Source organism: Marinobacter sp. (assembly GCF_041690455.1).
Taxonomy (GTDB): domain Bacteria; phylum Pseudomonadota; class Gammaproteobacteria; order Pseudomonadales; family Oleiphilaceae; genus Marinobacter.
In genome coordinates this window covers 1-10,355 of sequence record NZ_JAWLHI010000031.1, presented here as the reverse complement: position 1 = coordinate 10,355, position 10,355 = coordinate 1, and the positions used below count along the sequence as shown (strand labels likewise).

Here is a 10,355-nt window from a genome sequence, read left to right as displayed (position 1 = left end):
GAGAGGTTGTTTATGAATACGAAACCCTTTATCACCGCCACCCTTATCGGTTCCATGTTTGCGAGCAGTGTTGCCCTGGCTGCCGGAGGGCCCGGCTACGGCAAGCAGGACATGATGCTGGCCGAAGCAACAGAAACTTCTTCAACCGATACCTCTTCAACCGATACCGTCGTTGTGGACGATAGCGGTCTGACCGAGATCGAAACCGATGATCTCAAATACATGCGGGAAGAAGAGAAACTGGCCCGGGATGTTTATCTGACCCTGGATCAGTCCTGGGGACAGCAAACCCAGGTCTTCGCGAAGATTGCACTGTCCGAGGAAACCCACACCAGCACCGTTGACTACCTGCTGGACAAGTTTGGCGTGGAAGACCCGGTGGTAAACGACACCATTGGCGTATTCACCAACCAAGAGCTACAGGCCCTTTATAACGAGCTCGTTGCCAAGGGCAAGACCTCCTTCGTTAACGCCCTTTATGTCGGCGCCCTGATCGAAGAGAAGGACATGCGGGATATCCTGGCCGCCATCAACCAGACCGATGAGCGCCCGATCATTATCGCCTACTCCAACCTGCTGGACGGCTCCAAGAGCCATCTCAGGGCATTCGTGAGCGTGATCGAGGCCCAGGGGCTGACCTACGAGGCACAGCTTCTCGATCCCGAGGAAGTAGAGCTGATTCTTGAGGATGAAAGCTCCGTCGAGGAATAACACTTCCTGCAACCAACAAGGGCAGCCAAATGGCTGCCCTTGTTATTTCCGCCTTACTCAAATCCGAGGGTTATTGCCCTGCCTCACCCTCCAGCTTGTCCTGGGTCCTGAGCTCGAAGTCACTGGCATCATGGCGCTCATACAACTGGGATGACAAATCACCCCAGGTCTTGTTGACCATCCGGCCACGCTTGACCGCCGGGCGCTGGGCCACCTCATCGGTCCAGCGCACCACGTTCTTGTAAGTATGGGCCTCCAGGAACTCAGCAGCTTCGTACACCATGTTCTTCACCAGTGCACCGTACCAGGGCCAGATGGCCATGTCGGCAATGGTGTATTCGTCACCGGCGATGAACTGGTTGTTCGCCAGCTGGCGATCCAGTACATCCAGCTGCCGCTTTACTTCCATGGTGTAGCGGTTGATCGGGTATTCATACTTCTCCGGTGCGTAGGCGTAGAAGTGGCCAAAGCCCCCACCGAGGAACGGCGCGCTGCCCATCTGCCAGAACAGCCAGTTCAGTGTCTCGGTTCGCTTGGCAAGATCCGTCGGCAGGAATTCGTCAAACTTCTCCGCCAGGTACAACAGGATGGAACCGGACTCAAATACCCGGATGGCCGGATCGACACTGTGATCCATCATGGCCGGGATCTTGGAGTTGGGGTTCACTTTTACGAACCCGCTACCGAACTGATCGCCTTCGGTGATCTTAATCAACCAGGCATCATACTCGGCTCCCTTGTGCCCCTTCTCCAGCAACTCTTCGAGCATCACCGTGGCTTTCACACCGTTCGGCGTGGCCAGGGAATACAGCTGGATCGGATGCTCGCCGACCGGCAACTCCTTGTCATGGGTCGGGCCGGCAATCGGGCGGTTGATACTGGCAAACCGGCCGCCGTTACCAGGATCCCATTTCCATACTTTGGGAGGCGTGTACGTTGGGTCGCTCATCTGGGGACATCTCCGTTTGGTGCGTGAGTAGAGTTTCCCGACTTTACCGGAAAATCACTTTGACGGTGAAGGTTTACGACAGGAACTCTATCTAGACCATACCGCCCCAGCGGCGTGCGGCCATGGCCTTGCGAACCCGCTCTTTTGCGATTTTCACCGCGGCGGTACGAGGCAACACCCGGTCTTCCGTGGCGGCCTGCAACACCTGCGTTGTGTTATGGGTCAGCTTTTCGGCGATAGCGTCGAAGGCGGCGGTCTGGGTGGCACCGTGGTATTCCATGGCGGCACAGATTACGCCACCGGCATTGGCGACGAAATCAGGCAACACAAGCACACCACGTTGATGGAGAAGCTCCTCGGCACCACTGGTCAGCGGGATATTCGCACCCTCGGCGACCAGGCGGGTTTGTAAGCGGTCGGCATTCTGTTCGGTCACCACATCCGGTCGTGCGGCGGGAATCCAGATATCGCACTCGATATCAATGATTTCGTCCGGGTCGCTGGCCTCGCCATCAGGATATTCACTCACGGATTTGCCCTCGGCTTTCAGCCGGGAGAGCGCATCCAGATCCAGGCCCTTCGGCCGGTAAATGGTTCCCCGTGAATCCGACGCAGCGACAATCGCCGCGCCTTCAGCGGCCAGGAACCGGGCGGCATGATAGCCCACCGAACCGAACCCCTGGACGGCAACCCGTGCCCCCTTCAGGTCCAGGTCACAAAACGGCAGAGCCGCCTTGACCGCGTGGGCCAGTCCCCAGCCGGTGGCCCCCAACTGGTCCAGCGGAATACCACCCAACTCTCGCGGCAGGCCGACGGAGCGGCCAATTTCATCGTGGACCCAGGCCATGCATTGTTCGTTCGTGCCCATATCCGGCCCGGCAATGTACTGGGTCTCCGAACCAATGGCAGTGGCAAACGCCCGAATCAGCTCCTCCTTCTCGGGTGCCGGCATTTTCGGATCGGCAAAGATCACGGATTTGCCGCCCCCATGTGCCAAACCGGCCATGGCATTCTTAAGAGTCATGGCGCGTGCCAGGCGGGCACACTCGAAAAGAGACACATCCGGTGCCATGCGCACCCCGCCGATGGATGGCCCCGCCGCCACATTATCCACGACAAGGATGCCCTTAAGCCCCACTTTCGGGACATGGACATGAAGGACTTTCGCCGGCCCCAGATCATCGGCGAGATCGAAAACAGTCGTCATGCAACCTCCTTTACCCATTGTTTCCAGTTGAGTATAGGTAGTGGATCGGCAAGTCGCCGTCGGCCGGGAACCTGAACTTCAAAACCGTGAAAATTGACTAAGTGGATGGGCAGTTTTTCATATTTTTTATCAGGTATTGCAGATGCTCAACACCGGTTCCACAACATCCCCCTAGTATCTTCACCCCATAGGATTTGTTGAGAGTTAACATCAGCTGCCCCCACTCAACCACATCGTCAGCCTGTAATTCCTCCGCCTTTTCCAGCTCGCAGTGATCCAGTGATGAAGCATTAGCCTGATAGCCGATCAATCGATTGAAAATATTGCCCGGTTGCTGTTCCGGGCACAGGAAAGACGGATGAGCACAATTAACCATGTAGCCAAGAGGTGGCCGACTCGTACCGGAATCAATGAGATCAATGGCAGCCTCAAGACTGGAACCATCCAGCACACGGCCGTCTCCGGAAATGACAAAACTGATAATGTACGGAACCCCGGTCACCTCCATGGCCCTTGCTATACCGAGCGCCTCCTGGACATTCGGCAGCGTTTCCGCAATCAGGAAATCTACGCCTCCGCTGGTGAGTTGCTGGATTTGCCATGCATGAAACTGCTCGGCCTCCGGGGCGGACAGCCCTTCATCTGGCTGATAGCAATCGTTCTTGCATCCGATCATTCCACCAATCTTCACAAGCGCGTCGCCATAGCCTTCTGAGTCGCGAAGTTCTCGCATGAAGGAAACCGCGTCCAGATTGACGGCAATGCTGACCTCTGACTCGTACACCCTGGCCTGATTTGCTCGCCAGGTAGGTGTGCAAACAAGAATTGGCAAGTGTGCACTCTGCGCCAGCCTCATGTACTCCAGGTAGATGGCGCTCATAATTTTTCGGGCACCGGGGTCATATATCAACGGCGCATTTACGAGCGTTTCGTGGAGACGCACCGCTCCGGAACGCCGCAACTGCTCTACGATGGCGGCTTCCATCAATATAAACGGATTGTTTTCGAGGAGTTTCTTCATTCTCGGTTAACCTGGGCGATATCGGGTCATTCTCTCGGAAGCGAGCCACTCAGATAGAGAGCGACAGCCCTCTCGGGATCTTCCTCGCTGGTAACGATGCACTCGATGCCCTTCTCGTCCAGGCGCTTCCTGAGCCCCTCGCCCATGCCTCCGGCAATCAGCAGATCAATGTCATCCAGGGGATGAGACTCGTCCCTGGAGCTTTCTCGGAACGATTGCTCTTTCGGAAGCTCAAGAAGTTCTTTGCTGAGTATCTGGCCATTCTCAATGGTGAATACAAAAAACTTTCTGCATCGTCCAGCATGCTGAGTAATGGTTCTGCGATTCTGACTCGTGACCGCTATTTTCATATCGACCTCAGGATTGGGATGGCTGACAATTTAATATTAGCGATAAAACCGGCCGTCAAAGCATTATGACTCTTGCTCTGCCATCATGATAATCAAGATCTGCTTGGGCTGCGCCCGCCAGTAACGATCGCTGAACAGGAGTGTTTGATGGCCGACGCATTTACACAACTCCCCGTGGCCGTTCTGAGCCTGAATCCGGCTGTTGATATCACCTATCAAATCCCCCAGCTGATTCCCGACCAGAAGGTCCATGCCTCGGATTCCCGATACGATCCCGGCGGTAACGGCATCAATGTCGGTCGCAGTCTAAAACGACTTGGAGTGCAAGCTTGCACCTTCTGTGTTGTCGCAGGCGAAATCGGTCGCTTCCTGCGCCATCAGCTCGATGCGCAGCTGGACCAGGCCAGTTATCTGGAGGTGGATGGCGAAACCCGGATCAATGGTACCATTCTCGAAAGCGTCACCGGTGCCCAGTTCGAGGTCAGCGGTGTTGGTCCCGCCGTGCCGACCACTGAATGGCAACATTTGCTCGACCGATTTGTGACCCATTGCGGTAAGGGGCTGGGAGTCATCACCGGCTCGCTACAACAGAGTTTGCCCCAGGACCTCTACGCCGAAGCGGTGCGCCGCGTGCAAGCGGCTGGGGGCCGTGCAGTCGTCGATTCCCATGACGAGCTGCTGCGACACGCGATCAAGGCCCAACCTTTCCTGATCAAGCCCAACCGCTTCGAACTGGAAACCCTGGTCGGACGGCCCCTGGAAAATCAGCAGGAAATTGTTCGGGAAGCCCGGCAATTGCAGGCGCGGGGCGTTAGCTATGTCTGTGTCTCCCTGGGCGCGGAGGGTGCGTTGTTGGTGACGCCGTCAAAGGTCCTGAAAGGCGAAGCGCCTCAGGTTCCTGTAATCTCCACGGTCGGAGCGGGTGATTCAATGGTGGCCGGTATGACAGGAGTATTGGCACAGGGCGCGTCGGACCAGGATGCATTACGTGAAGGAATTGCCTGTAGTGCGGCGACGGTGATGCAGCCCGGGACCGAGTTGTTCGATAAGAAAACGGTCGATCGGCTGCGTGGAGAGGTTCGGGTGACGCCGCTAACCCTGTGACTGGCCTTGTCACCCCGTGTTTATTATAAAATTTCGGATAACTGAAACGGATAGGTTCAGGAGCCTCCGATGCACCCCCGCCACATTGCCTGGAGTGTTTGCTTAATACCTGTCATCGCAGCTCATGGGTCGTTCTTATTCGGGTTGTGGGAAGGTGTGGCAAACGAATGCATGCCTTATTTCGAGGGGTGTACGTCAATCAGCCGTGCGGCTCGTGAGGGGAATGCAATCTTTCTGTTTCGCGGCATGATGATGCCTGTGGCCGCTTTACTGGTTTTATTCTGGTATTTACAAAGCGTCTGGTTAAAAGAAATCACGCAGAAGCCGCATCCTGCAACCTTTATCCTCGGGGCTATCGGCGCTGTCTTCCTGATCCTCTATGTGGACTTTCTCGGCACCGAAGGAGACTTCTACCGGTTCCTTCGCCGCTACGGTACGACGTTCTATTTTGCCCTCACCGTTCTGGCTCAAATGATCAGTATTCGAAGCCTTCAACAAAAAGCCGGTGAACTGGATACACAGATCCGGCGATACCTGAACCTGCAGTTCGCCTTAATGGTGCTCTATTGGTGCCTGGGCATCGCCAACGTTGTTATCAAGGCTACGGGCGTTAGCTGGGCCGATCAGGCCGAAAACGTTATCGAGTGGCACTTTGCGTTATACATGTCTCTTTACTTCGCTTTAACAGCGCTAATGTGGAAGCGGAGCAAGTTTGACTGGCAGTTTAGTGTGGAAAAATTGTAGAGAGCTGCCCACCAGGTGGACTTATGCGTCCTTAAAAGCGGTTCTCGTCCCCAACATTCTTTCGCATGCCCGGATTTAGTTTGGCACTTTTTCAAAGTTCATCTTGAATTCTGGCGTACAACGTTGGCCGCTCATGGCACTTCCTCCTATGCTCTAATCATGGGCCGGGAGTGACACTTGAGCGGGCAAAGTCCAGATCTGTTTTCAGCCGGTCTCTTGGTACTGCTTCAGAAAACTAATTGGAAGGAGCCAAACATGCGACGCTTATATTTTCTGATGCCTGACATTGCTACAACTCACGGGCTTGTGGAAGAACTGTTGCTCACACATGTGGAAGAGCATCATATCCACGTTGTCGCAAAAGAAGGCACCCCGATGGAAGAACTTCCAGAGGCCAACTTGATGCAAAAGAGTGATTTTATCCCGGCGATTGAGAAAGGCCTTACCCTGGGCGCCGCCACTGGCTTGATTTGTGGATTGGTGGCAATGGCCCTGCCAGCCACCGGGGTGATCGTTGGTGGCGGCGCCGTTTTGTTTATCACGGCCGCCGGCGCCGGTGTTGGCAGCTTGATGTCAAGCCTCGTAGGTGTGGGCCTTCCAAATTCACGGCTCGCGAAATTCGAAGAGAAAATCAATGCAGGAGAAGTCCTGGTGCTAGTGGACGTGAAACATAGCCGGGTGCATGAAATCGAGGAGTTGGTCAGAAAACATCATCCCGAGGCGCATATCGAAGGTACCGAGCCGCTGACGCCGCCCTTCCCCTGAAGCTCCGATATCCGGCGTTTCCGCAACGCATTTTTACAGTGCGATGGGTCTGATGACTCCACCCCACCGCTTTGACCTGAGGCCGAGGGCGCTACGCCAACGGCAGCGACTCATTGCTGCCCCAATCGGCCCAGGAGCCGTCGTACAGGGACAGCCGGTCATACCCCGCCAGCTCAGCCGCCAACAGAATGATGCAGGCGGTGATGCCGGAACCACAGGAAAACACCAGTTGGTGCCCGTTATCGGGTTGAAGCGAGGGACCGAGGTTCGCAAACCTTTCCGCCAGTTGGTTGGCAGGCTTGAATCGATAACCCTCCAGCACCTCGGTAAACGGCAGGTTGAGGGAATTGGGGATGTGGCCACCGCGCACACCAGGCCGGGGTTCTGACGCCTGTGCCAGAAAACGCGCCTGTGATCGCGCATCGATGACCAGTACGTGCTCGTCCTCCAGATGTTGGGAAACGTAGGCGGAATCCCGAACCAGGCTCGGGTCGAGCTTGCCCACCACGCTGCCAGGCGTGGCCGCCTCTGCAACCGGAGCAGAAACGGTATCCCGGCCTTCGGCCAACCACTGCGGCAGGCCACCATCCAGAACAAACACTTGTTTGAGACCCATAGCCCGTAGAATCCACCAGGCCCGGGGTGCCGAGTAGATGCCCTGGTTGTCGTACAGCACCACCAGGCTTTCGGGCGTAATGCCCAGCCTGCGGGCTTCCTCTGTGAACTGCTCTTCCGTCGGGAAGGCATGGATTTGGGAAGATCCGGTATCGCAGAGCGTTCCTTCCAGATCGATCTTATAGCTACCCGGGATGAACACCGGGCGGTCATAAACGATCGGCTCCTTGCCAACGACATTGACCATACTCGTGTCGATCAGTACCAACCGTTCGTTATCCAGGCTGTCCTGCAGCCAGTCGGTGGTCACAAGGGGGGAAGACATGGTGTTCTCCGGTCTGAAATAGAAATGAACGCCGTGCTCATTGGCAATAAGGGAGCCGCCGGAACCAGCACCGTGGATTTGGTGAGATTCCCACGTACTTTCAACGGGTATCCCCAGACGACGATGAAGTTAATAGATTTTTCCCGGGTGTCCAGGATCTGCGAGCCTGTTCCCGGATTTCCCCGGCTTCGCTTTGCAAGCCAGCTTCTGCCTTGGTCGCGACTGCTTCAGTATCTCCCGTCGGCTCTGCAAGGGCCAGGTGGGCTGGCTCCTCAGCCTCCTCGCGCTCTACCATGTGCACAGGCACTCCATTGGGGAAGGTAACTTCGCGGGCTTCGTCCGGCAGCGAAATTTCCGAATCCTGGAAGGCGCGTTTAACAAGGCGAATTACCGACGATTTCACCTTCAACCAGCTGTGTTTACCGCCATCGAGCCAGAAATAAACACGTAGGTTTACCGTGGACGGCCCAAGATTTTCCACAAGCACCAAAGGCTCGGGCTCAGCCAAAACGGCCGGATGGTCAGCAAGCACCTTCAAAGCAACTTCCTGGGCGAAAGGAATCGAATCCTCGTAGCCGATACCCACTATGAAATCATCGCGTCGATTGGGATTGCTTGTGAAGTTGCGGATCGTGCTTTTGAAAATAGTCGAATTGGGGACTTGCAGTTGATTGCCGTCAAGTGTCATCAGAACCGTGGTGCGAGAGGTCAGCCGCTGAACGTAGCCCGTGGCGCTGGCCACCTCTACCAGATCACCCTCTCGAAACGGTTGCTGCAAGCTCAGAAAAAGACTGGCGAGAAAATTCTCGGTGATGTCGCGAAAAGCGATGCCCAGCACCAAACCAATCAGACCTGTGCCGCCCAGCAACGTGAGTGCGAGTTGCGTAAGTCCTGCGATACGCAGCACAAGGTAAAAACCAACAAGCATTACAAGGATTCCGCCAGCTCGAGCAGATACTTCGCGCAACAACTGGCTGTCGAATCGAGCCAGGAGCCATCGACGCAGTGCGTAGGTTGTCAACTTGGCGAGGAGCCATGAAAGAACAACCACGATCACTGCCACCACAATCAGGGGCAGCAATTGCACGAATCCGCGCACCAGCCGATTCAGTTCCTGGTAGGCCGGATCGAAATCCCAAACCTTGGTGGGTACTACCTCGATTTGATTGACGACGGCAACCACGCCTTCCGTATTCTTCGCTAAATCTCCAGCCCATCGCCTGGACTCATCGTTTTCCGTCGTTCCGTTGAGTCTAACGATCCCTTTCTGGACTGTGACCTCGGGCTCGCCGAACCAGCTTGTCGTTTGCAAGATCTCCGTGAGTCGCTGCCTGATCTCGTCATCCGTGGCGGTGGGGTTGATTTCGACCCTGTCCGGAGCATCGGTATCGCCGTCAGGCGCGTTCGCCGACACCGGTGTATTCTGGCTGCTGTCTAGCTGCTGCTGGGCAGCAGCAGAGGTAGATATAAGGACGGCGCAACACAGGAACATGGCACAGATGAGTCGGGCAGATTGAATCCAGGCACCTGACCGTGAGCGCTGTTCTGGAACTTCGCTATGCAACCTGCCCTTTCTTCTGTCTCGGATCATTACAGTCTCAAACCGCTTCGGTTTCAAATGGTGTTGCTTGACTCTAGGGGGAGTCATATCAACGCCTTGGCTTTGCGGCGTGACGGAGCGCCAGCGCAGGCGTGTCCGACAACAGCCATTGGTTAAATGCTTGAATGCGCATACCCGTGCGCATAAACTAAGGCCATGCATTAAACAGCCACTTGGAGGCTCCAATGGCCGAACTTTACGACGAAGGCGCACCCAAAAAAGCGGCGAACCTTTCAATCAATAGCGATCTGCTTCGTAAGACCCGTGAACTGAACATCAACCTGTCTGCTACCCTGGAGCGAGCCCTGAGAGAAGAGCTCTCCAAACGCGAAGCAGATCAATGGGCTGATAAAAATCGAACTGCGATAAAAAGTTACAACGATTTTGTCGAACAACATGGATGCTTCGGCGACGAATTCAGGGAGTATTGATGGCACAGTTCGATGTGTACCCCAACCCAAGCAAAACTAGCAAAGCACACTACCCTTACCTTGTCGATATTCAGAGCAGCCTGCTGAGCGAACTGGCAACTCGTATCGTCATCCCGTTGGGAAAGCGCTCCGCCTTTGGTGGCGAAGCCATGCAAGGGCTCACGCCGGAAATCAGCTTTGCCGACCAGGAACTTCTGCTGTTGACTCCTCAAATTTCGTCCGTGGCGGAAAAGCATCTCAAAAGCCCTGTTGGCTCCCTCTCGCATTTTAGAGACCAGATTGTTGGAGCTCTGGACCTTGCTATCACTGGCATTTAACGCCCGGCACATGCGCCGATTTGGAGCCGCGAAGCGGCGGAAAAGCGGTCGCTGTGCAGCCGTTGGTTATGCCCTGGGCCCGATTTCAGATACAGCACTCCACGGACGAATATTCTTCAACTGATCCTCAAGGGCATCTTCCGCAATCTCAGTGTCGTAGGCTGCCTGAGCTCGCAACCAGTAGCCATTGGACAAACCAAAAAAGCGACAAAGTCG

General features: G+C 55.5%; 12 protein-coding genes. 6 read left to right on the top strand and 6 right to left on the bottom strand.

The features are described 5' to 3' along the window. The first annotated feature begins 12 nt into the window (after nt 1–12). On the top strand, nt 13–711 hold the full coding sequence (locus ACESMW_RS09320; RefSeq protein WP_372986766.1) for a DUF2202 domain-containing protein: 699 nt from the start codon (nt 13–15) through the stop codon (nt 709–711). 70 nt (nt 712–781) lie between these two features. Here ACESMW_RS09320 and yghU read toward each other — a convergent pair whose 3' ends face one another. The 4 genes from yghU to ACESMW_RS09300 form a co-directional block, all read right to left on the bottom strand. After that, complete coding sequence (yghU, locus tag ACESMW_RS09315) at nt 782–1,660, bottom strand: glutathione-dependent disulfide-bond oxidoreductase (RefSeq protein ID WP_372986765.1); 879 nt, start codon at nt 1,658–1,660, stop codon at nt 782–784. 91 nt (nt 1,661–1,751) lie between these two features. Further along, the gene (locus ACESMW_RS09310; RefSeq protein ID WP_372986764.1) at nt 1,752–2,867 is read right to left on the bottom strand and encodes a Glu/Leu/Phe/Val family dehydrogenase; all 1,116 of its coding nucleotides are present in this window, start codon (nt 2,865–2,867) and stop codon (nt 1,752–1,754) included. Nucleotides 2,868–2,964: 97 nt separating this feature from the next. Continuing rightward, complete coding sequence (locus tag ACESMW_RS09305) at nt 2,965–3,888, bottom strand: homocysteine S-methyltransferase family protein (RefSeq protein ID WP_372986763.1); 924 nt, start codon at nt 3,886–3,888, stop codon at nt 2,965–2,967. A 26-nt stretch (nt 3,889–3,914) separates the two neighbouring features. Beyond that, nucleotides 3,915–4,238, bottom strand: coding sequence for a NifB/NifX family molybdenum-iron cluster-binding protein (locus ACESMW_RS09300; RefSeq protein WP_372986762.1), 324 nt, complete (start codon nt 4,236–4,238; stop codon nt 3,915–3,917). Nucleotides 4,239–4,385: 147 nt separating this feature from the next. Between ACESMW_RS09300 and ACESMW_RS09295 the strand changes: the two genes are divergently transcribed. The 3 genes from ACESMW_RS09295 to ACESMW_RS09285 all read left to right on the top strand — a co-directional run bounded on the left by ACESMW_RS09295 (nt 4,386) and on the right by ACESMW_RS09285 (nt 6,851). After that, nucleotides 4,386–5,342 carry a 1-phosphofructokinase family hexose kinase gene (locus ACESMW_RS09295; protein ID WP_372986761.1) on the top strand — a complete coding sequence of 319 codons (957 nt, stop codon included), beginning with the start codon at nt 4,386–4,388 and terminating at the stop codon, nt 5,340–5,342. A 69-nt stretch (nt 5,343–5,411) separates the two neighbouring features. Beyond that, entirely contained in the window at nt 5,412–6,086 is a 675-nt protein-coding gene (locus tag ACESMW_RS09290; protein ID WP_372986760.1) for a hypothetical protein, read from the top strand. 255 nt (nt 6,087–6,341) lie between these two features. Then, the gene (locus ACESMW_RS09285) at nt 6,342–6,851 is read left to right on the top strand and encodes a hypothetical protein (RefSeq protein WP_372986759.1); all 510 of its coding nucleotides are present in this window, start codon (nt 6,342–6,344) and stop codon (nt 6,849–6,851) included. Nucleotides 6,852–6,942: 91 nt separating this feature from the next. On the opposite strand, the gene ACESMW_RS09280 is transcribed toward ACESMW_RS09285, so the two are convergent. After that, a complete protein-coding gene (locus ACESMW_RS09280; protein ID WP_372986758.1) occupies nt 6,943–7,791 on the bottom strand; it encodes a sulfurtransferase in 849 nt (282 codons plus the stop codon). A 100-nt stretch (nt 7,792–7,891) separates the two neighbouring features. After that, nucleotides 7,892–9,205 (bottom strand): mechanosensitive ion channel domain-containing protein, encoded by a 1,314-nt coding sequence (locus ACESMW_RS09275; RefSeq protein ID WP_372986757.1) that lies wholly within the window; start codon nt 9,203–9,205, stop codon nt 7,892–7,894. Between the two features lie 371 nt (nt 9,206–9,576). Between ACESMW_RS09275 and ACESMW_RS09270 the strand changes: the two genes are divergently transcribed. Next, complete coding sequence (locus ACESMW_RS09270; protein ID WP_372986756.1) at nt 9,577–9,822, top strand: type II toxin-antitoxin system CcdA family antitoxin; 246 nt, start codon at nt 9,577–9,579, stop codon at nt 9,820–9,822. Continuing rightward, complete coding sequence (locus tag ACESMW_RS09265; RefSeq protein ID WP_372986755.1) at nt 9,822–10,139, top strand: CcdB family protein; 318 nt, start codon at nt 9,822–9,824, stop codon at nt 10,137–10,139. Before ACESMW_RS09270 ends, ACESMW_RS09265 begins: the two co-directional genes overlap by 1 nt. Nucleotides 10,140–10,355: the final 216 nt, after the last annotated feature.

What these genes read in the sequence shown, in the direction of transcription:
- ACESMW_RS09300 (WP_372986762.1), bottom strand. Translation starts at nt 4,238, where the DNA reads ATGAAAATAGCGGTCACGAGTCAGAATCGCAGAACCATTACTCAGCAT.
- ACESMW_RS09285 (WP_372986759.1), top strand. Translation starts at nt 6,342, where the DNA reads ATGCGACGCTTATATTTTCTGATGCCTGACATTGCTACAACTCACGGG.
- ACESMW_RS09280 (WP_372986758.1), bottom strand. Translation starts at nt 7,791, where the DNA reads ATGTCTTCCCCCCTTGTGACCACCGACTGGCTGCAGGACAGCCTGGAT.
- ACESMW_RS09265 (WP_372986755.1), top strand. Translation starts at nt 9,822, where the DNA reads ATGGCACAGTTCGATGTGTACCCCAACCCAAGCAAAACTAGCAAAGCA.
- ACESMW_RS09310 (WP_372986764.1), bottom strand. Translation starts at nt 2,867, where the DNA reads ATGACGACTGTTTTCGATCTCGCCGATGATCTGGGGCCGGCGAAAGTC.
- ACESMW_RS09290 (WP_372986760.1), top strand. Translation starts at nt 5,412, where the DNA reads ATGCACCCCCGCCACATTGCCTGGAGTGTTTGCTTAATACCTGTCATC.
- ACESMW_RS09320 (WP_372986766.1), top strand. Translation starts at nt 13, where the DNA reads ATGAATACGAAACCCTTTATCACCGCCACCCTTATCGGTTCCATGTTT.
- ACESMW_RS09305 (WP_372986763.1), bottom strand. Translation starts at nt 3,888, where the DNA reads ATGAAGAAACTCCTCGAAAACAATCCGTTTATATTGATGGAAGCCGCC.
- ACESMW_RS09270 (WP_372986756.1), top strand. Translation starts at nt 9,577, where the DNA reads ATGGCCGAACTTTACGACGAAGGCGCACCCAAAAAAGCGGCGAACCTT.
- yghU (WP_372986765.1), bottom strand. Translation starts at nt 1,660, where the DNA reads ATGAGCGACCCAACGTACACGCCTCCCAAAGTATGGAAATGGGATCCT.
- ACESMW_RS09295 (WP_372986761.1), top strand. Translation starts at nt 4,386, where the DNA reads ATGGCCGACGCATTTACACAACTCCCCGTGGCCGTTCTGAGCCTGAAT.